Origin of the sequence: Melaminivora sp., assembly GCF_032059615.1 — a bacterium.
Classification (GTDB): Bacteria; Pseudomonadota; Gammaproteobacteria; order Burkholderiales; family Burkholderiaceae_C; genus Melaminivora.
The window spans coordinates 54,612-75,289 of record NZ_DAMCAM010000005.1 but is presented as its reverse complement, the minus strand read 5'-3'; the positions used below and the strand labels follow the sequence as shown (position 1 = coordinate 75,289).

Sequence of the window (20,678 nt, the reverse complement as noted above, 5' to 3'; positions counted from 1 at the left end):
GGGCCATCGGGGGACTCATGCTGCGCCTGACCGTCGTGCTGCTGCTCGTCGCCAACCTGGGCTATTACGCCTGGTCGGCCGGCTGGCTGCAGGGCCTGGGCATGGCGCCGGCCAACCCGGGCGAGCCCGCGCGCCTGCAGCAGCAGGTCGCGCCCCAGGCGCTGCGCCTGCCGGGCGAGGGTGAAGACGTGGCGGCCGAGCCGGAGGCGCAAGGGCCGATGCCGGGCGCTGCCAGCCCTGAGGAGGTAGCCACCCCGCCTGAAGACCAGAACCCCGCGGCGCAGGAGGCGCCACCCGCGCCGGCCGCCGCCCCCGCAGAGGCAGCACCGGACGCGCCGGAGCAGCCGCAGGCCTCGCAACCTCAGGCGCCGACGCCCGCATCGACATCCGTGCCAGCGCCAGCGCCAGCGGTGGTGGCACAGCCAACCGCCAGCGCCGCCGTTGCCACCGAGCCGCGCCGCGCCGGCGTCTGCCTGCAGGCCGGCGTGTTCGACGCCCGCCAGGCCGAGGCACTGCGCACGGCCCTGGCAAGCTGGCCGCGCGGCAGCTGGACCCTGGACGCCACGCCCGTGCCGGGCCGCTGGATGATCTACATGGGCCGCTACGCCGACGAGGAGGCCACCGCCCGCAAGCGCGCCGAACTGCGTGCCCTGGGCGTGACTTACGACCGGCCCGGCGCGGCCTACGAGCCGGGCCTGGCGCTGGGGCGTTTCTCCAGCGAGGAAGGCGCCCAGCGCGGCCTGGCCCTGCTCGGGCGCCAGGGCGTGCGCTCGGCGCGCATCGTGCAGGTGCGCGCCGAGGCCGCCGGCCACACGCTGCGCCTGCCGGCGCTGGACGGCGCGCTGCTGGCCCGCGTGCCTGCGCTGCGCCCGGCGCTGGGCGGCAAGGAGCTGCGCTCCTGCCGCTGAGCGCCGCCGGTCTTCGCGCCGTGCCCCGTCAGCCCGACCGGCCGGCCGGGCTGCTGGCCGCAAAGCGCAGGCTGAAGCGCGCCCCGGGCAGGGGCGCGCCGGGGCGCACGTCCTCGATCGTCAGCTCCGCGCCATGCTGGCGCGCGATCTCGCGCACGATGGGCAGGCCCAGGCCCGAGCCGTCGGCCTCGGTGCCCAGGGCGCGGTAGAAGGGCTGGAAGATCAGCTCGCGCTCGGCCTCGGGCACGCCGGGGCCGCTGTCCTCGACCTGCAGCAGCACCACGCGGCCGAACTGGTCGGGCAGCACGCGCACCGTGACCACGCCGGCGCGCGCGGCGCTGGAGGGCGTGTAGTTCAGCGCGTTGTCCACCAGGTTGCGCACCAGCTCGGCCAGCAGCACCGGGTTGCCCTGCACCCACACGCCGGACGCGCCGGGCTCGGGGCCGTCATAGCCCAGATCGATGTGGCGCGCCAGCGCCTGCGGCACGGCGCCCTCGACCACCTCGATGACCAGGCGCGCCATGTCCACCGGCTGGCGCTGGGCGGCGGCGCTGCCGCCCTCGGCGCGTGCCAGCGCCAGCAGCTGGTTGACGGTGTGCGTGGCGCGGATCGACGAGCGGCCGATCTGCTGCAGGGATTTTTTCAGCTCCTCGGTGCTGGTGCCCTCGCGCTGGGCCAGGTCGGCCTGCATGCGCAGGCCTGCCAGCGGCGTCTTGAGCTGGTGCGCGGCGTCGGCCAGGAAGCGCTTTTGCGTGGCCATGGACTCGTGCAGGCGGCGCAGCAGGTCGTTGACCGAATCCACCAGCGGGGCGACCTCCAGCGGCACGGCCTTGTGGTCCAGCGGCGAGAGGTCTTCGGGCCGGCGCGCGCGGATGCGCTCTTCGAGCTGGTGCAGCGGCTTGATGCCGCGCGCCAGCGCCAGCCACACCAGCAGCACCGCCAGCGGCAGGATGACGAACTGCGGCAGCATCACGCCCTTGATGATCTCGGTGGCCAGCACGCTGCGCTTGGAGCGCGTCTCGGCCACCTGCACCAGGGCGGCGGGCGCATCCGGCAGCGGCACGCGCACCCAGATGTAGGCCACGCGGATGTCCACGCCGCGCAGCTCGGCGTCGCGCAGGCGCACCTCGGCGGACGAGGGGCGCTCGTCGTGCGGCGGCGCGGGCAGGTCGCGCTCGCCGGCCAGGTATTCGCCCGTGGGCGACAGCACCTGGTAGTACACGGCGTCGGACTCGTCGGCGCGCAGCAGCTCGCTGGCCGGCTGGGGCAGGCTGAACAGGACCTTGCCCTGGTGCGTGGTGACGAACTGGGCCAGGGCGTGGGCGTTGTATTCCAGCGCGCGGTCGAACGGCTTGTTGGCCAGGCCCTGGGCCACCAGCCAGGTCAGCGCGAGGCTCACCGGCCACAGCAGCAGCAGCGGGGTGAGCATCCAGTCCAGGATCTCGCCGAACAGGGAGCGCTGCTCGCGCTGGAAGATTTTCACGGCGGCCCTGCGGGGTTTGGGGTGTTTTCAGGGGGTAGCCCGCGCCAGTGCTCGGGATACTGCTATGAAAAAAGATTTTTGTCAGCCCGGGATCTTTTCCAGGCAGTAGCCCAGGCCACGCACCGTGGCGATGCGGATGGGGCCGCGCTCGATCTTCTTTCTCAGGCGGTGGATATAGACCTCGATGGCGTTGTTGCTCACCTCCTCGCCCCACTCGCACAGGCGTTCGACCAGCTGCTCCTTGGACACCAGGCGCCCGGCGCGCTGCAGCAGCACCTCCAGCAGGCCCAGCTCGCGCGCCGACAGTTCGATCATCTTGCCGTCGATGGTCGCCACGCGCCCGGCCTGGTCATAGACCAGCGGCCCGTGGCGGATGGCGCTGCTGGTCGCGCCCATGCCGCGGCGCGTGAGTGCGCGCACGCGCGCTTCGAGCTCCTGCAGCGAGAACGGCTTGGCCATGTAGTCGTCGGCGCCGTAATCCAGGCCCTTGACGCGCTCCTCGATGCTGTCGGCGGCGGTGAGGATGAGCACCGGCAGGGCCGAGCCGCGCCCGCGCAGGCGCTTCAGGACCTCCAGGCCATGCATCCTGGGCAGGCCCAGGTCCAGGATCAGCAGGTCGAACTCGTTGTTGGCCATCAGCGCGGCATCGACCTCGGTGCCGCTGGCCACGTGGTCCACCACGGCGCCCGAGCCGCGCAGGCTGCGCAGCAGGCCATCGGCCAGCACCTGGTCGTCTTCGGCGATGAGGATGCGCATGGGGTCTCCTGGGGATGTGCGCGCCGGCCGGGTGGCACGGGCGAGGGGGCAAATTCTAGGCAAGCGCGCCATCCGCTCCGGCATAGGCCTCCAGGCCCAGCGCGACCACGGTGGCCACCTCGGCGCCGACCTCGGCGCGAAACTCCGCCTCGGCCTGCGCCACCGCCTGGCGGAAGGCCTCGCGCCAGGACAGCCCCAGCGGCGTGTAGCGCACGGTGCGCGCGCGCGCATCGTGCGGGTCGGCCTCGCGCACGACCAGGCCCCAGGCCTCGCACTGATCGACGAGCGCGGCCATGGATTGCTTGGTCATGCCGGCGCGCGCGGCCAGGGCGGTGAGGCGGTCGCCCGCTGGCGACAGGTGGCGCGTCAGGTGCACGTGCGCCGCGCCCACCTGCTCGCGCGCCGCCAGGTTCGACAGGGCCAGCGGCGCCTCGGCGCTGCGCGCCATGAGCTGCAGCACGCGCGCATCGAAGCGCCGCAGCGCATGACCCAGCAGGCGCCCGAGATGGGTCTGGCGCCAGCGGTCGTCCAGGGGTTCGGCGGAAGGGTCAGCCATGGCTTATTGTCAGGCAAACTGACTAGAAATTCTTTGAATTCATCGGTACTGGTCGCTACATTACTGTTCAGGCATCCAGTAATCGGGCGTTTCCGGTGGCTGGAGACACAGCATTTTTTCCCCTTCGAGGAGTGGTTCCATGAACGCAACCGTCAACAACACCGCCGCCATCACCGAAAAGGCCAAGGCCCTGCAGGCGGCCCTTGCCCAGATCGAAAAGCAGTTCGGCAAGGGCACCATCATGCGCCTGGGCGAGGGCGAGGCCATCGAGGACATCCAGGTGGTCTCCACCGGCTCGCTGGGGCTGGACATCGCCCTGGGCGTGGGCGGCCTGCCGCGCGGGCGCGTCATCGAAATCTACGGCCCGGAGAGCTCGGGCAAGACCACGCTGACCCTGCAGGTCATCGCGCAGATGCAGAAGCTCGCCGGCCAATGCGCCTTCGTCGACGCCGAGCACGCGCTCGACGTGCAGTACGCACAAAAGCTCGGCGTGAACCTGTCCGACCTCCTGATCAGCCAGCCCGACACCGGCGAGCAGGCGCTGGAGATCGTCGACAGCCTGGTGCGCTCGGGCGCGGTGGACCTGATCGTCATCGACTCGGTCGCGGCGCTCACCCCCAAGGCCGAGATTGAGGGCGACATGGGCGACCAGCTGCCCGGCCTGCAGGCGCGCCTGATGAGCCAGGCGCTGCGCAAGCTCACCGCGACCATCAAGAAGACCAACTGCACGGTCATCTTCATCAACCAGATCCGCATGAAGATCGGCGTCATGTTCGGCAGCCCCGAGACGACGACCGGCGGCAACGCGCTGAAGTTCTACGCCTCGGTGCGCCTCGACATCCGCCGCATCGGCACCATCAAGAAAGGCGACAACCCCATCGGCAACGAGACGCGCGTGAAGGTGGTCAAGAACAAGGTCAGCCCGCCCTTCAAGACAGCCGAGTTCGACATCCTGTTCGGCGAGGGCATCTCGCGCGAAGGCGAGATCATCGACATGGGCGTGAATGCGCGCATCGTCGACAAGAGCGGCGCCTGGTACGCCTACAACGGCGAGAAGATCGGCCAGGGCCGCGACAACGCGCGCGAGTTCCTGCGCGAGAACCCGGAGCTGGCCCGCGAGATCGAGAATAAGGTGCGGGACAGCCTGGGCATCGCCCTGCTGCCGCCCGCGGTGGGCCAGGCCGAGCCGGCGCCCGCCCCGGAGGGCACGGCCGAGGACAAGGCCGCCGCGCCCCGGGGTCGCAAGAGCGATCCCAAGATCGAGGAAAGCCTGCTCTGATCGGCTCCTGAGTTTTCAGTGAAAAAGCTGCGGGCCCTTGTCACACAAGGGCCCGCAGCTATTTGAAAGGTAGCACCATGGGTTTTGCCAGACTCTCGCTCAAGGGCCGCGCCCTGCGCCTGCTGGCCCAGCGCGAGCACTCGCGCAGCGAGCTGCAGGCCAAGCTCGCGCGCCACGTGCAGGAGGGCGAGGACCTGGCTGCGCTGCTCGACGAGCTGGAGGCCAAGGACTTCATCAATGCCGGGCGCGTGGCCGAGTCGCACATGCACCGGCGTGCCACCCGCCTGGGCAGCCGCCGCGTGCTGCAGGAGCTGCGCGGCAAGGGCCTGGACGAGGACCTGCTGCGCGCCGCCGGACAGGCGCTGGCGAGCACCGAGGCCGAGCGCGCCCGCGCCGTCTGGCGCCAGCGCTTTGGCAGCGCCCCACCCGCGACCACGCGGGAAGAGCAGGCGCGGCAGATGCGCTTCCTGGCCGCGCGGGGATTCGATGCCGACGTGGTACGCCGCGTGGTGCGCAGCGGCGGGGCGGACGAGGATGAGGCGCTGTAGCGCCCAGGACGATTGCCTCGAACCCCTGCGCTGCCGGCCCGCAGCGTCAGCGAGGAGGAAAATAAGAACTTGCTATCAAGATGTAAAAGCCAGAAGATGTTTTCTTCCCAGGCCGGTTGTAGCCGTGAGTTACAACCCGCATGGCTTTTTTCATTTTGGAGGTTCCCCATGAAGCAACGCATCGTCGCCCTGGCCACCGCCGGCCTTCTCACTGGTTTGGTCGCTGGGTGCGCAAGCCCTGGCGCGCCACAAGGAGTCGCCGACAGCATTTACCTGGGTGGCCCCATCCTGACCATGAACGATGCGCAGCCCAACGCCGAGGCCGTGGCCGTGCAGGGCGGGCGCATCACCGCCGTGGGCCGCCGCTCGGACATCCTGAAGCTGCAGGGCCCGGCCACCCGCGTGGTGGATTTGAAGGGCAAGACCCTGCTGCCGGGCTTCGTCGATCCGCACAGCCACCTGAGCATCGTGGGTCTGCAGGCCGTGTCGGCCAACATGCTGCCTTCGCCCGACGGCAACAACGATTCGGTCGCGCAGCTGCAGGAGAACCTGCGCCGCCACATGCAGACTTCGCCCGAGGCCCGCGAGCTGGGCATCGTGCTGGGGTTCGGCTACGACGACTCGCAGCTCAAGGAGCAGCGCCATCCCACGCGCGAGGAGCTCGACGCCGTCTCCAGCACCGTGCCGGTGATGATCATCCACCAGTCCAGCCACTTCGGCGTGCTCAACAGCGTGGCGCTCAAGCAGGCGGGCATCAGCGCCGCCACGCCCGACCCGCAGGGCGGCGTGATCGGGCGCAAGGCCGGCTCGCAGGAGCCCAATGGCCTGCTGGAAGAAAACGCCTTCTTCGGCGCCGCCATGCGCCTGATGCCCAAGCTGTCCGAAGAGCAGGCCTCCGGCTGGCTGGCCAAGGCGCAGGACCTGTACCTGAAGTACGGCTACACCACCGTGCAGGACGGCCGCTCCAGCCCCGACAACGTGGCCCAGACCATCCGCGCGTCCCAGGCCGGCGTCTTCAAGATCGACGTCGTGTCCTACCCCGACATTCTGGAACTCGGCGACGGCAGCATGATGCAGGGCCCCTACTACAGCCGTGACTACACCCGGCACTTTCGTATCGGCGGCGTCAAGATGACGCTGGACGGCTCGCCCCAGGGCAAGACGGCCTGGCTTTCCCAGCCTTACTACAAGGCGCCCGCGGGCAAGCCTGCCGACTACGCCGGCTACGGCGTGCTGAGCAGCGACAAGGCCAACGAGCTGATGACCCAGGCGTTCAGCAAGGGCTGGCAGGTAATCGTGCACGCCAACGGCGACGCGGCCATCGACCAGCTCATCGGCGCAGTGCGCGTGGCCAAGCAGCGCGTGCCCGCCGTGCAGGACCCGCGCCCAGTGCTGATCCATGGCCAGACATTGCGCAAGGACCAGGTGGCGCAGCTCGATACGCTGGGCATCTTCCCGTCGCTGTTTCCGATGCATACGTTCTACTGGGGCGACTGGCACCGCGAATCGGTCCTGGGCCCGCAGCGCGCCGAGGACATCTCGCCCACCGGCTGGGTGCTGGCGCGCGGCATGCGCTTCACCTCGCACCACGACGCGCCGGTGGCGTTTCCGTCGTCCATCCGGGTGCTGGACGCCACGGTCAATCGCGTGACGCGCACCGGCCAGGTGCTGGGCGCCGAGCACCGCGTGGACCCAGCCACGGCGCTCAAGTCGCTCACGCTGTGGGCCGCCTACCAGCACTTCGAGGAGGACCGCAAGGGTTCCATCGAAAAGGGCAAGCTGGCGGACTTCGTGGTGCTGTCGGACAACCCGGTGACCATGCCGCGCCAGCAGCTGTCCACCCTGCAGGTGCTTGAGACGATCAAGGAAGGCACCAGCGTCTACCAGGCCAGGTAAGGCGAAAAAAAGGCCGGGTGGGCTGTTCGCCCCCCGGCCTGATGGACATCAGACCACCGCGCCCGCGTTCGGGTCGTCCGGGTCGCCTTCCTTCCTGGTGCCGGTCTTGACCAGGTCCTCGCGCTTGACGCCCAGCCACATGGCGATGGCCGCGGCGACGAACACCGACGAGTAGATGCCGAACAGGATGCCGATGGTCAGCGCCAGGGCAAAGTTGTGCAGGCTCGGGCCGCCGAAGAAGAACATCGACAGCACCATGGCCTCGGTCGAGGCGTGGGTGATGATGGTGCGGCTCATGGTCGAGGTGATGGCGTGGTCGATCACCTCGTGCGTGTTGAGCTTTCTGAACTTCCTGAAGGTCTCGCGGATCCGGTCGAAGATCACCACTGACTCGTTGACCGAGTAGCCCAGCACCGCCAGCACGCCGGCCAGCACCGACAGCGAGAATTCCCACTGGAAGAAGGCGAAGAAGCCCAGGATGATGACCACGTCGTGCAGGTTGGCGATGATGGCCGCCACGCCGAACTTCCACTCGAAGCGCAAGGCCAGGTAGATGACGATGCCCAGCACCACCATGCCCAGCGCCATCAGGCCGCCGTGCACCAGCTCCTCGCCCACCTGCGGGCCGACGAACTCGGTGCGGCGCAGCTGCACGCCGGTGTCCTCCTTCTGCAGCGCCGCCAGCACCTGCTCGCTTTGCTGCGCGGACGTCACGCCCTTTTGCACCGGCAGGCGGATCATGACGTCGCGCGAGGTGCCGAAGTTCTGCACCACCACGTCCGGGTAGCCCAGGCCGGCCACCGTCTCGCGCACCTTGCCGATGTCGGCGGTCTGGGTGTAGGCCACCTCCATGACGGTGCCGCCGGTGAACTCCACCGACAGGTGCAGCCCGCGCGTGACCAGGAAGAACACCGCCAGGGCGAAGGTGATGAAGGAAATCGCGTTGAGCACCAACGCGTATTTCATGAACGGGATGTCCCGTTTGATGCGGAAGAATTCCATGATTCTTGCCCTTCCTCGTCAGTTGCTCGTGCCGCGGCCGGCCACGGAGCGCAGCTCCGAGGCGTCCTCGGGCTTCCAGACCTGGCCGATGGCCACGCTCTTCAATTTCTTCTTGCGGCCATACCAGAGGTTGACCAGGCCGCGCGAGAAGAACACGGCCGAGAACATGCTGGTCAGGATGCCGATGGTGTGGACCACGGCGAAGCCGCGCACCGGGCCGGTACCAAAGGCCAGCAGCGCCAGGCCCGCGATCAGCGTGGTGACGTTGGAGTCCAGGATGGTGGCCCAGGCGCGCTCGTAGCCAGCGGCAATCGCCGCCTGCGGCGCGACGCCGGCGCGCAGCTCCTCGCGGATGCGCTCGTTGATCAGCACGTTGGAGTCGATGGCCACGCCCAGGGCCAGCGCCATGGCGGCGATGCCGGGCAGGGTCAGCGTGGCCTGCAGCATGGACAGGATGGCCACCAGCATCAGCACGTTCACCGACAGCGCGATGGTGGAGAACACGCCGAACAGCATGTAGTACACGCACATGAAGGCGGCGATGGCCGCCATGCCCCACACGACCGAGTGCACGCCGCGCGCGATGTTGTCCGCGCCCAGGCTCGGGCCGATGGTGTATTCCTCGATGATCTCCATGGGCGCGGCCAGCGAGCCGGCGCGCAGCAGCAGCGCCGTGTCATTGGCCTCCACGGTGGTCATGCGCCCGGAGATCTGCACCCGCCCGCCGCCGATCTCGCTGCGGATCACCGGGGCCGTCACCACCTCGCCCTTGCCCTTTTCGAACAGCACGATGGCCATGCGCTTGCCCACGTTCTCGCGCGTCACGTCCTTGAAGATGCGCGAGCCCTTGGCGTCGAGCGTCAGGTTGACGGTGGGCTCCTGCGTCTGGCTGTCAAAGCCCGGCTGGGCGTCGGTCAGGTTCTCGCCCGTGAGCACCACCTGCTTCTTGACGATCATGGCCTGGCCGTTGCGGTCGAGGTATTTCTCGTCGCCAAAGGGCACGGGGCCGGCGCCAGCTTCGGCGGCGCGCGCCTCGGTGCCTTCGTCGACCATGCGCACCTCCAGCGTGGCGGTGCGGCCCAGGATGTCCTTGGCCTTGGCCGTGTCCTGCACGCCGGGCAGCTGCACCACGATGCGGTCCAGGCCCTGCTGCTGGATGACCGGTTCGGCCACGCCCAGCTCGTTGATGCGGTTGTGCAGCGTGGTGATGTTCTGCTTGAGCGCCTGCTCCTGCACGCGGCGCAGCGCCTCGGGCTTGATGGCGGCGGTGAGCACGGTGGCGTCGCCGTCCGGCGCGCTGGTGGTCATCAGGTCCGGGAACTGGTCGGAGACCAGGTTGCGCGCTGCCGTGAGCGTGGCCTCGTCGCGCACGCGCACGCGCACCGTCTGGCCCTCGCGCGTGACGCCGCCGTGGCGGACGCTCTTTTCGCGCAGTGCGGTGCGGATGTCGCCGGCGTAGCTCTCGGCCTTCTTGGTCAGCGCCGCTTGCATGTCCACCTGCAGCATGAAGTGCACGCCGCCGCGCAGGTCCAGGCCCAGGTACATGGGGCGCGCATGGATGGCGGTGAGCCAGTCGGGCGAGCGCGAGACCAGGTTCAGCGCGACGATGTAGGCCGGGTCGCCCGCATCGGGGATCAGCGCGCGCTCGATGGCGTCCTTGGCCTTGAGCTGGTTGTCGGGCGTGTCAAAGCGCGCCCGCACCGAGGTGCCTTCGAGGACGATGGAGTCGGACGCCACGCCGGCCGCGGCCAGCGCCTGCTCGACGCGCTCGCGCACGGCGGTGTCGACCTTGACCGTGGCCTTGGCCGAGGAGACTTGTACGGCGGGCGCTTCGCCGAAGAAATTGGGCAGGGTGTAGAGAAAGCCGATGAGCAGCGCGATCACGAGGATGGCGTACTTCCAGGCAGGGTAGCGGTTCATGGTTGCGCTCTTGCCTCGCAAACGGGCGACGGGGCCGGCTGTCTGGCCTGCCCCGTCGCGGTGGGTGAACAACAGTCGGAAGAAGGGCCCTGGCGGCTCACTTCACGCTGCCCTTGGGCAGCACCTGCGAGACCGAGCCGCGCTGCACCTGCACTTCCACGCCTGCCGCGATCTCCAGGTGCAACGTGCCTTCGCCCATGCGCGTGACGCGGCCCAGCAGGCCGCCGGAGGTGACCACCTCGTCACCCTTGGCCAGGGCATCGATCATGGCCTTGTGTTCCTTCTGGCGCTTCATCTGCGGGCGGATCATGATGAAGTACAGCACCACGAACATCAGCACCAGCGGCAGCATGCCGGTGAGCGAGGCCATCATGCCGCCCTCGGCGGCTGCGGCGGGGGCGGTCTGGGCGAAGGCGGGGGAAATCAGCACGGCGACGGGCTCCGGAAATTCGAAAGGACAACGGTGTGGGGGAGCGCGCGCGGCCACGGTTGCCGGCGCGCGGGCAGCCGGGCATTGTATGCGGCGGCCTTCCCGGCCCTGCGTGGGGGTTTTGCTGCAGCATGCGCGCCGCCCGTCGGCCTGCACCTACGCGCAACGTACGGGCCGGCCGTTAGGATGGGCCTTGCAGCGCCCCTCCGGGGGCGCCTTTGTTTTTGTGCCCGCCGAAGAGACAAGGAACTGTCACGCATGAATCTCCCCGAATGGAACTGGCTGCATGGAAATGTGCTGTGGGGCATGTCCGCCGCCAGTGTGCTCCTGGCCGCCGCGGCCGCCATGGCCACCTATCTGCTGCTGACCCTGCTGCTGCGCTGGGCCACGCGGCACGCCAGCCTGCACCGTGAACGTGGCACCCATGCCGGCGCCGCCAGCCTGATCGCGCAGATGCTGGCCGGCACCAGCCACACCCTGATCCTGCTGGCCGCCGTGCTGGTGGGACTGGGCCTGCTGGACCTGCCCGAACGCTGGCATGCGCGGGTCGGGCAGCTGTGGTTCCTGGCGCTGGCGGCGCAGATCGGCCTGTGGGGCGCGCGCGCCATCGGCGTGGCGGTGGAGCGCTACCGCGTGCACCACGGCGCCACCAGCCCGGGTCAGGTCAGCGCCTCGGCGACGCTCATGTCCTGGGGGCTGCGCACGCTGCTGTGGGCGACCGTGGCGCTGGCCATCCTGTCCAACCTGGGGGTGAACATCACCGCCTTCATCGCCAGCCTGGGCGTGGGCGGCGTGGCGGTGGCGCTGGCGGTGCAGAACATCCTGGGCGACCTGTTCGCCTCCATGGCGATCGCCGTGGACAAGCCCTTCGAGGTGGGCGATTTCATCGTCGTGGGCAACGTGGCCGGCACGGTGCAGAAGGTGGGCGTCAAGACCACGCGCATCAAGGCGCTCAGCGGCGAGCAGGTGGTCGTGGGCAACACCGACCTGCTCAAGCAGACCATCAACAACTACCGCCTGATGCGCGAGCGGCGCATCGTCTTTGCCTTCAGCATCGCGCAGGCGACGCCGCCGGACAGGGTCGAGGCGGTCTCGCGCGCCGTGGGCGAGATCATCCGGGCCGTGCCCAAGGTGCGCTTCGACCGCGCGCACTTCAAGAGCTTCGGCGCCAGCTCGCTGGACTTCGAGGTGGTCTATATCGTCGAGGACGCGGACTTCAACCGGTACATGGACATCCAGCAGCGCATCAACCTGGGCATCCTCGAGCGGCTGCAGGCGCTGGACGTGCAGCTGGCCGTGCCGGTCAGCCGGGTGCAGGTGGCGGGGCAGGGGGGCGCCGGGCAGGGGGATGCGCAGGCGCAGGCCTGGACGGCGCGGGCGGGGACGCAGGCGGGGGTGTAGGCGGGGTGTAGGCGGGGTGTAGGCGGGGTGTAGGCGGGGGCGCAAAAAGCTGGCTGGCTTCCCGGCTCCCTCTCCCGCGCAGCGGGGGAGGGCTGGGGTGGGGGTGCTCGCCCGGGGGCTGCGCCTGTTCCACCCCCTCACCCCAGCCCTCTCCCCCAGGGGGGAGAGGGAGGCAGAAGCGCCCTGCTGGCCCAAAGGGGGGCCTGCGCCCCGGGCGCTCAGGCGCTCAGAGTTTCGGCCGCCGGCTGCGCCTGCGGCTCACGCCAGCGCTGCAGCAGCGCATCCCACTTGGCGCGCGCCGCTGCCAGGTGGCGCTCCTTCACGTGGCCGTAGCCGCGGATCTCCTCGGGGATGCGCGCGATCTCCACCGCCAGCGCCAGGCGCTCGGGCGCCAGGCCCGCCAGCAGCTCCTCGATGGTGGCGCGGTACTGCTGGATCAGCGCGCGTTCGGTGCGGCGCTCCTCGGTCTTGCCGAACGGATCGAGCGCCGTGCCGCGCAGGCCCTTCATCTGCGTGAGAACGCCGAAGGCGCGGCGCATCCACGTGCCGTAGGCCTGCTTGATGGGCTCGCCCTGGGCGTTCTTCTTCAGCGCCAGGGTGGGAGGCGCCAGGTGGTGCACGACGCGGTAGTCGCCTTCGAACATGCCCTCGATGCGCGCCAGGAAGGCCGGGTCGGTGTGCAGGCGCGCCACCTCGTACTCGTCCTTGTAGGCCATCAGCTTGAACAGGTAGCGCGCCACGGCCTCGGTCAGGCGCGTGCCCTGGCCCAGGCGCTCCTCGGCCGCGCGCACCTTGTCGACGAAGGCGCGATATTCATCGGCGTAGGCGGCGTTCTGGTAGCCGGTGAGGAACTCCACGCGGCGGGCGATGACCTCGGCCAGGGCCGGCTTCTTCACGAACTGGATGACCTGCGTGGTGGCCAGCAGCGCCTGCACCTCGGCCGGATCGTGCGCCAGGCGCCGGCCCCACTCGAAGGCCGCCTGGTTGTTGGCAACCTGCACGCCGTTCAACTCCATGGCGCGCATCAGCGCGGCATGGGACAGCGGCACGCGGCCCTTCTGCCAGGCATAGCCCAGCAGCAGCGGATTGGTATAGATGCTGTCGCCCAGCAGCTGGGTGGCGGCGCGCTCGGCGTCCAGCACGCCCAGCAGCTCGCGCCCGACGGCCTCGCCGATGGCGGCCTCGCAGCTGGCCCCGGGGAACTGCCAGTCGGGGTTGTGCACGAAGGCCGCCGCCGGCGTGCCGCTGGTGTTGAGCGCAACGAAGGTGCGCCCTGGCTGCATCGCGGCCAGCGTCACCTTGTTGGCGGTGACGATGGGGTCGCAGCCGATCACCAGGTCGGCCTTGGCCGTGTCCACCTTGGTGGTGTAGATGGCCTCGGGGTGGTTGGCGATCTGCACATGGCTCCAGGTGGCGCCGCCCTTTTGCGCCAGGCCGGCCGCGTCCTGCGTGAGCACGCCCTTGCCCTCCAGGTGCGCGGCCATGCCCAGGAGGGACCCGATGGTGATCACGCCCGTGCCGCCCACGCCGGCCACGACGATGCCGAAGGCCGTGTCGGCACGCGGCAGCGTGGGCTCGGGCAGCGGCGGCAGGCTGGCCAGGTCGCCCTTCTTTTCCTTCTTGGGTTTTTTGAGCTGCCCGCCTTCGATGGTCACGAAGCTGGGGCAGAAACCCTTGACGCAGGAATAGTCCTTGTTGCAGGTGCTCTGGTTGATGCGGCGCTTCCTGCCAAAGTCGGTCTCCACCGGCTCCACCGACAGGCAGTTCGATTGCACGGAGCAGTCGCCGCAGCCCTCGCAGACCAGCTCGTTGATGATCACCGTCTTGGCCGGCGTGGCCAGCTTGCCGCGCTTTCTGCGGCGGCGCTTTTCGGTGGCGCAGGTCTGGTCGTAGATCAGCGCCGTGCAGCCGGGGACGTCCCGCAGCTCGCGCTGGATGCGGTCGAGCTCGTCGCGGTGGAAGACCTCGATGCCCGGCGGCAGGTCGTTGAGCAGCTCGGGCCGGCTGTCCCGTGCGCTGCCCGCCGCGTGCGTGCGGCCGGCGTACTTCTCCGGCTCGTCGGTCACCACCACCAGCCGGGCCACGCCCTCGGCCAGCAGGCTGTGCGCGATCTGCGCGACCGAATGGCCTTCGGGGCGCTCGCCCACCTGCTGGCCGCCGGTCATGGCCACGGCGTCGTTGTAGAGGATCTTGTAGGTGATGTTCGCTCCGGCAGCGATCGACTGGCGGATCGCCAGCAGGCCGCTGTGGAAGTACGTGCCGTCGCCCAGGTTGGCGAACACGTGCTTTTCCGACGTGAAAGGCGCCTGGCCGACCCACGTCACGCCTTCGCCGCCCATCTGCGTGAAGGTGCTGGTGTTGCGGTCGGGCATCCAGTTGGCCATGTAGTGGCAGCCGATGCCGGCCACGGCGCGCGAGCCCTCGGGCACGCGGGTGCTGGTGTTGTGCGGGCAGCCGCTGCAAAACCACGGCATGCGATCGCCCGTCTGCAGGCTCTGCGCGGCCAGGCCGCGTTCGCGCGCGTCGATCACCGCCAGGCGCTCGTCCATGCGCCGGGTGATGTGCTCGGGCACGCCCAGCTTGGCCAGGCGTTTGGCGATCGCCCGGGCGATCAGCGCCGGCGTCAGGTCGGCCTGCGCGCGCAGCAGCCAGTTCTCGGCCGGGTTGGGCACGCCCCACTCGCCGCCGGAATGGTCGCCCTCGACTTCGTCGAACTTGCCCAGCACGTCGGGGCGCACGTCGGCGCGCCAGTTGTAGAGCTGCTCCTTGAGCTGGTACTCGATGACCTGGCGCTTTTCCTCCACCACCAGGATTTCCTGCAGTCCCTGGGCGAAATCGCGCGTGATGGTGGCCTCCAGCGGCCAGACCACGTTGACCTTATGCACGCGGATGCCCAGCTCGCGGCAGGTGTCATCATGAAGCCCCAGGTCGACCAGGGCCTGGCGCATGTCGTTGTAGGCCTTGCCGCTGGCGATGAGGCCGAAGCGGTCGCGCGCACCGTTCTCGATGACGTTGTAGTTCAGGCGGTTGGCGCGCACGTAGGCCAGCGCCGCGTACCACTTGTGGTTCATCATGCGCGCCTCCTGCTCCAGGGGCGCGTCGGGCCAGCGGATGTGCAGGCCGCCGGGCGGCATCTCGAAATCCTCGGGCAGGAGGATTCGCGTCCGGTCCGGGTCCACCGAGACGCTGGCGGAAGACTCGACCACCTCCTGGATGGTCTTCATGCCCGACCACAGGCCGCTGAAGCGGCTCATGGCAAAGGCGTGCAGGCCCATGTCCAGGATGTCCTGCACGCTGCTGGGGAAGAACACCGGGATGCTACAGGCCTTGAAGATGTGGTCGCTCTGGTGCGCCGCCGTCGAGCTTTTGCTGATGTGGTCGTCGCCTGCGACGGCGATCACGCCGCCGTGCCGGGCCGTGCCGGCCATGTTGGCGTGCTTGAAGACGTCCACGCTGCGGTCCACGCCCGGGCCCTTGCCATACCAGATGCCGAAGACGCCGTCGTACTTCTTGCTGTCGGGGTAGATGTCCAGCTGCTGCGTGCCCCACACGGCGGTGGCGGCCAGCTCCTCGTTGACGCCCGGCTGAAAGACGATGTGCTGCTCGGCCAGGTGCTTGCGCGCGGCCCACAGCGCCTGGTCGTAGCCGCCCAGGGGCGAGCCGCGGTAGCCGCTGATGAAGCCGGCGGTAGCAAGGCCCGCCTGCGCGTCGCGCTGGCGCTGCAGCATGGGCAGGCGCACCAGGGCCTGCACGCCGCTCATGAAGGCGCGGCCACGCTCCAGGGTGTATTTGTCGTCGAGCGATACGGTTTCGAGTGCACGGCGCACGTGCTCGGGCAGGGGGGCGTTCATGGTGTGTCTCCGTGTTCGGCGTGCCACGGGTGTCGGGCACGGCAAGGCGTGGCCAGTCGGCCATGGATGTGCAGTGTATGCGCGACAAGGCGTTGTGTCTTTGTGTTCTTTGCCGTGTTTACCCTGATGCGAGAAAGATTCTTTCCCAAAACAATGAAAAAATGGAAACACTCGATCGCCATGACATCGCCATCCTGCAGGAATTGCAGCGCGACGCGCGCCTCACCAACGCCGAGCTGGCACAGCGCGTGGGCCTGTCGGCCGCGCCGTGCTGGCGCCGCGTGCGTGCGCTGGAGGAGGCGGGCTTCATCCGCGGCTATCACGCCGAGATCGACCGGCACAAGATCGGCCTGGGGGTGCTGGCCTTCGTGCGGCTGGACGCCGAGCGCAACACCGGCGACCTGACGCGCGCCATGGAGGAGGCGATAGAGCAGATCCCCGAGGTGGTCTCGTGCCACTACATCAGCGGCACCGGCACCTTCGAGCTGCAGGTGGTGGCGCGCGACCTGGACAGCTTCTCGCAGTTCGCACGCACGGTGCTGCTCAACCTGCCCAACGTCAAGGACATGCACACCAGCTTCTCGCTGGGCGAGGTCAAGGCCGGCGGCGCGCTGCCGCTGGGCCATTTGAAAGGCTGAAAGGGCGGCGCTTCTCTTTCGATAGCTATGTTTCATTGACGGGCAACGGAAAACCCCTTTTTTGATGCAATTCCGACGCCGGGCCGGGGGCGCCGCCGCCGGCGCGCACGCGCCGGCCCGCAGCCCGCCACAATGCGGGCACATGCCGCCCCAGCCCTCCCACGACAGCGCGCCGCCGCGCGCCGCCCCGCCGCCTGCCGCCGGGGCCGGCCCGGGCGCCTCGGCCAGCGCGGACGCGGCCGAGGCCGCCGCCAGCGCCCGGCTGCGCCAGGGCAGCGCCCAGCGCGCCCCCGAATCGGCCTTCGCGCCCCTGGCCGTGCCGGTGTTTCGCATGATGTGGCTGACCTGGCTGGCCGCCAACACCTGCATGTGGATGAGCGACGTGGCCACCGCCTGGCTGATGACCACGCTCACCGACTCGCCCGCGCTGGTGGCGCTGGTGCAGACGGCCTCGACGCTGCCGGTGTTCCTGCTGGGGCTGCCCAGCGGCGCGCTGGCCGACATCCTGGACCGGCGGCGCTATTTCATGTTCACGCAGTTCTGGGTGGCGGCCGTGGCCGTGGTGCTGTGCGTGGCCATCCTGGCGGGCGGGCTCAACGCCTGGACGTTGCTGGCGCTCACCTTCGCCAACGGCATCGGCCTGGCGATGCGCTGGCCGGTGTTCGCCGCCATCGTGCCCGACCTGGTGCCGCGGCCGCAGCTGCCCGCGGCGCTGGCGCTCAACGGCGTGGCCATGAACGGCTCGCGCATCATTGGCCCGCTGGTGGCCGGCGCCATCATCGCCAGCGCCGGCAGCGCCTGGGTGTTCGTGCTCAACGCCGTGCTGTCGGTGGCGGCGGGCCTGATCATCATGCGCTGGCGCCGCGCGCCCACGCCGCAGCCGCTGGGGCGCGAGCGCCTGGGCAGCGCCATGCGCGTGGGCCTGGCCTTCGTGCGCGAGTCGCCGCCCATGCGCGCCGTGCTGTGGCGCATCACCGTGTTCTTCCTGCACGCCACGGCGCTGCTGGCGCTGCTGCCGCTGGTGGCGCGCGGCCTGCAGGGCGGCGGCGCCGGCACCTTCACGCTGCTGCTGGCCTCCATGGGCGCGGGCGCGGTCAGCTCGGCGCTGTTCCTGCCGCGGCTGCGTCAGCGCATGTCCATGGACCAGCTGGTCGGGCGCGGCGCCCTGGTGCAGGCGCTGGCCACGGCCGTGGTGGCGCTGGCGCCCAACGCCTACGTGGCCGTGCCGGCCATGGTGCTGGGCGGCGCGGCCTGGCTGACGGCGGCCAACACGCTCACCGTCTCGGCGCAGCTGGCCCTGCCCAACTGGGTGCGCGCGCGCGGCATGTCGATCTACCAGATGGCCATCATGGGCGCCACTGCCGCGGGCGCCGCGCTGTGGGGGCAGGTGGCATCCTGGACCGGCGTCCCCCTGAGCCTGGCCCTGGCGGCCGTATCCGGGGTGGCCGCCATGGCGCTGGTGCAGCGGCTGGTCTCCGGGCGGCATGCGGCCGAGGATCTGAGCCCGGCGCTGGCGGCGTTCCAGCCGCCTCAGGCGCACAGCGCCCCCGCCACCGGCCTGCGCCTGGTGACCAGCATCGAGTACCGCATCCACCCGGCGCAGGCGGCGCAGTTTCGCGCCGTCATGCAGGAAAGCCGCCGCGCCCGGCTGCGCGCGGGCGCCCTGTCGTGGGAGCTGCAGCACGACATCGAGGAGCCGAGCCGCTACGTCGAGCGCATCGTGGACGAGTCCTGGACCGAGCACCTGCGCCGCTTCGAGCGCGTCACCGCCTCGGACGTGGCGCTGCGCGACCGGCGCTTCGCGTTTCACGTGGGCGAGGCGCCGCCGGTGGTGTCCAGGTACGTGGTCGAGGGCGATTGAGGGGCGGGGCCGGCCGGGCTGCGCTGCAGCACCGCCTGCAGCACGGCGCCGAGCAGCCCGGTCGCCGATGAACCGGCTGGCGCGCCCTCGCGCACCAGCAGTGCGGCGTGCAGCGCCGGCCAGTGCGGGCCGAGTGCCTCGTCCAGCTGCGCCGGCCAGGACGCCGACAGCGCCTGCAGGGTGTCGTCGGCCAGACGGCCCTGGTGGGCCAGCAGCAGGTAGTGCAGGCAGGCGGCCTGCGTCATCTGGCGCAGCGCCTCCTGCGCCGAGCCGCGCTTTTGCAGGCCGCGCAGCGTCCAGGCCGTGACGCCGCCCAGCAGGGCGCCCACGGCAGTGCCGGCGCCCAGGCTCAGGCCGCCCAGGCCCAGGTCGATCAGGGCGCCTGCCTTGGCCCCGGCGGCCGCGCCTGCGGCGGCGCCCGCCGAGGTGCCGACCACGGCCAGCACGTCAGTGCCGGCCCTGTCCGTGGTGGCGCCGTCCGGGCGCGGGGGGCTGGCGGAGTGGGGCCCGGCGCCCGGCTCGCCAGCCTGTGCGCCGGCTGGTGGCGTCAGTCCATGCAGGCTGCGCAGCGCGGCATCGAGCGCCTGCAGCTGCTGGGCCAGGGGCTCGGCGCGCTGTTCCTCGCCCGCCAGCGCGGCGCAGGCGCGCAGGTGCCCGGTCAGCAGTTGCACGGACTGCTCGAAGCGCTGACGGCTTTGCGCCTGCCAGGCCTCGTCCAGCCGCGCCAGCGCAGCTGCGTGTTGCGGCAGCAGGGGCCGCAGCCGGTCGAACAGCGCCGGCTCGCGCACCCAGCTGGCGCCCCAGCCGCTCCAGGGCAGGGTCAGCACGGGGGCCTGGCGCCAGGCGGCGGGCAGGCGCTCTTCGGGCACCGGGCTCCAGGCCAGCACGACGGCGTCCACCGCCTGCTGCGCCGCAGCCTGGTCCGCGGCCACCCAGTGCAGGCGGTCGGCCGCCGCCGGGGCCGGGTGCAGGCCGAGGACCTGGGCCAGCGCGTGCCGCTCGGTCGCATTGGCGCCGGCCACGCCCAGGACCAGGTCGGCGGGCAGGGCCGCGCGCAGCGCGTCGAATTCGGGCGCGGCCAGGTCCAGCGCCAGGTGCCGGGCCAGCCGCGCCTCGCGCCAGCGCTCCCAGGCCGCCAGGGCCAGGCGCGGCAGCACCACCATCAGGGCCAGCAGGCCGACATACATCCAGACCCAGCGACCGCCCGCGCTGCCCTGGCCGGCGAAGTTCTCGCTGGCGACGATCTCCGCCAGCGAGAACGGTGCCGCGCCCGTGAGCGCCGTGAGCGGCCAGAACAGCGCGTGGGCCAGGGTGTGGACCTGGGCGGCGTCCAGGAAGGTGCTCTCCCAGCCGAACTGGTAGCGCACCACCAGCCCGCGCAGCAGCAGCGACAGCGCCAGCCCCGCGCCCCATGCGGCAGCGCACAGGTGCAGCACGCGCGCCAGGCGCGCGCCCTGCAGCGGTGCCGTGTGCGTCAGCCAGTGCGCCTGGAAGTCGGCGGCAACGCGCGCGGCCAGGCCCTGGCGGCTGCCGGGCGCGCGCTCCAGCCACGCCAGCCAGCGCAGCGCCAGCGGCGGCTCCTGCGCCGCAGGCGGCGCGCCCGAGGGCGCCGGGCTGCGGCGCAGAGCGCGCCAGGCCAGCGCCAGATAGACGGCCAAATTCCACGCCAGCACCAGCAGCAGGGGCGGCGACAGCAGATCGACCCGGTGGGCATTGGCGATGCGGTCGGCCGCCAGCCCCAGGGCCAGGGCCGCCAGCGGCAGGGTGCGTGCCAGCCAGCGCAGGCGCCACCCGTCCGCCTGCAGCGCGGCGATGGCCGGTTCGCGCCCGGCGGCGTGCCGCAGCAGGGCCTCGGCCCGCGGCAGCAGCACATCGCCTGGCTGCACCGGCACGGCGCCCGCGGCCCGTGCGCCGGCAACGCCGTCCTGCAGCGCCGCCTCGCTCTCGGCGGCAGTGACCAGCGAGCCCTGCGCATCCTGCCGCGCGACGGCCTGCGCCAGCAGGATGCGACGCAGCTGCGCCTCCTCCAGGGCCAGGACCTGGGAGGCGGTCGACGGGCTGGCTGCATAATTTTTCATAGCAGGCTATCGGCTGTGGATATGGGTAAAAGCCATATTTCTTTCACAATCGTCCATGGACCAACGGCCCC

15 protein-coding genes are annotated in these 20,678 nt (G+C 70.5%); 7 read left to right on the top strand and 8 right to left on the bottom strand.

What is annotated here, in order from left to right; genetic code table 11:
- The first annotated feature begins 17 nt into the window (after positions 1 to 17).
- Entirely contained in the window at positions 18 to 908 is an 891-nt protein-coding gene (locus tag RT051_RS02210; RefSeq protein ID WP_313070781.1) for an SPOR domain-containing protein, read from the top strand.
- 28 nt (positions 909 to 936) lie between these two features.
- On the opposite strand, the gene RT051_RS02205 is transcribed toward RT051_RS02210, so the two are convergent.
- The 3 genes from RT051_RS02205 to RT051_RS02195 form a co-directional block, all read right to left on the bottom strand.
- On the bottom strand, positions 937 to 2,391 hold the full coding sequence (locus RT051_RS02205) for a sensor histidine kinase N-terminal domain-containing protein (protein WP_313070776.1): 1,455 nt from the start codon (positions 2,389 to 2,391) through the stop codon (positions 937 to 939).
- A gap of 81 nt (positions 2,392 to 2,472) precedes the next feature.
- A complete protein-coding gene (locus RT051_RS02200) occupies positions 2,473 to 3,147 on the bottom strand; it encodes a response regulator transcription factor (protein ID WP_313070772.1) in 675 nt (224 codons plus the stop codon).
- A 55-nt stretch (positions 3,148 to 3,202) separates the two neighbouring features.
- Positions 3,203 to 3,703: a MarR family winged helix-turn-helix transcriptional regulator gene (locus tag RT051_RS02195; protein WP_313070768.1), complete on the bottom strand. Its 501-nt coding sequence runs from the start codon at positions 3,701 to 3,703 to the stop codon at positions 3,203 to 3,205.
- Between the two features lie 139 nt (positions 3,704 to 3,842).
- On the opposite strand from RT051_RS02195, the gene recA reads away from it, so the two are divergent.
- The 3 genes from recA (at position 3,843) to RT051_RS02180 (ending at position 7,426) form a co-directional block, all read left to right on the top strand.
- Positions 3,843 to 4,982 carry a recombinase RecA gene (recA, locus tag RT051_RS02190; RefSeq protein WP_313070765.1) on the top strand — a complete coding sequence of 380 codons (1,140 nt, stop codon included), beginning with the start codon at positions 3,843 to 3,845 and terminating at the stop codon, positions 4,980 to 4,982.
- 77 nt (positions 4,983 to 5,059) lie between these two features.
- Positions 5,060 to 5,530, top strand: a complete 471-nt coding sequence (gene recX / locus RT051_RS02185; protein ID WP_313070761.1) for a recombination regulator RecX — start codon at positions 5,060 to 5,062, stop codon at positions 5,528 to 5,530.
- Between the two features lie 168 nt (positions 5,531 to 5,698).
- Positions 5,699 to 7,426, top strand: coding sequence for an amidohydrolase (locus RT051_RS02180; protein ID WP_313070757.1), 1,728 nt, complete (start codon positions 5,699 to 5,701; stop codon positions 7,424 to 7,426).
- A 48-nt stretch (positions 7,427 to 7,474) separates the two neighbouring features.
- Here the strand turns inward: RT051_RS02180 and secF are convergent, their stop codons facing one another.
- From secF to yajC, 3 genes are all read right to left on the bottom strand, one after another.
- Positions 7,475 to 8,428 carry a protein translocase subunit SecF gene (gene secF, locus RT051_RS02175; RefSeq protein ID WP_313070754.1) on the bottom strand — a complete coding sequence of 318 codons (954 nt, stop codon included), beginning with the start codon at positions 8,426 to 8,428 and terminating at the stop codon, positions 7,475 to 7,477.
- 18 nt (positions 8,429 to 8,446) lie between these two features.
- On the bottom strand, positions 8,447 to 10,348 hold the full coding sequence (secD, locus tag RT051_RS02170; RefSeq protein WP_313070752.1) for a protein translocase subunit SecD: 1,902 nt from the start codon (positions 10,346 to 10,348) through the stop codon (positions 8,447 to 8,449).
- Between the two features lie 97 nt (positions 10,349 to 10,445).
- The gene (gene yajC / locus RT051_RS02165; RefSeq protein WP_313070750.1) at positions 10,446 to 10,778 is read right to left on the bottom strand and encodes a preprotein translocase subunit YajC; all 333 of its coding nucleotides are present in this window, start codon (positions 10,776 to 10,778) and stop codon (positions 10,446 to 10,448) included.
- Positions 10,779 to 11,036: 258 nt separating this feature from the next.
- On the opposite strand from yajC, the gene RT051_RS02160 reads away from it, so the two are divergent.
- A complete protein-coding gene (locus RT051_RS02160; protein ID WP_313070746.1) occupies positions 11,037 to 12,179 on the top strand; it encodes a mechanosensitive ion channel family protein in 1,143 nt (380 codons plus the stop codon).
- A gap of 218 nt (positions 12,180 to 12,397) precedes the next feature.
- On the opposite strand, the gene RT051_RS02155 is transcribed toward RT051_RS02160, so the two are convergent.
- Positions 12,398 to 16,030 carry an indolepyruvate ferredoxin oxidoreductase family protein gene (locus RT051_RS02155; protein ID WP_313070742.1) on the bottom strand — a complete coding sequence of 1,211 codons (3,633 nt, stop codon included), beginning with the start codon at positions 16,028 to 16,030 and terminating at the stop codon, positions 12,398 to 12,400.
- A gap of 161 nt (positions 16,031 to 16,191) precedes the next feature.
- Here RT051_RS02155 and RT051_RS02150 point away from each other — a divergent pair, with 161 nt between their 5' ends.
- Positions 16,192 to 16,668, top strand: coding sequence for an Lrp/AsnC family transcriptional regulator (locus RT051_RS02150; protein WP_313070738.1), 477 nt, complete (start codon positions 16,192 to 16,194; stop codon positions 16,666 to 16,668).
- A gap of 142 nt (positions 16,669 to 16,810) precedes the next feature.
- Positions 16,811 to 18,529, top strand: a complete 1,719-nt coding sequence (locus RT051_RS02145; protein WP_313070734.1) for an MFS transporter — start codon at positions 16,811 to 16,813, stop codon at positions 18,527 to 18,529.
- On the opposite strand, the gene RT051_RS02140 is transcribed toward RT051_RS02145, so the two are convergent.
- Positions 18,475 to 20,607, bottom strand: a complete 2,133-nt coding sequence (locus tag RT051_RS02140; RefSeq protein ID WP_313070725.1) for a DUF2868 domain-containing protein — start codon at positions 20,605 to 20,607, stop codon at positions 18,475 to 18,477. The genes RT051_RS02145 and RT051_RS02140 overlap by 55 nt on opposite strands.
- Positions 20,608 to 20,678 lie beyond the last annotated feature (71 nt).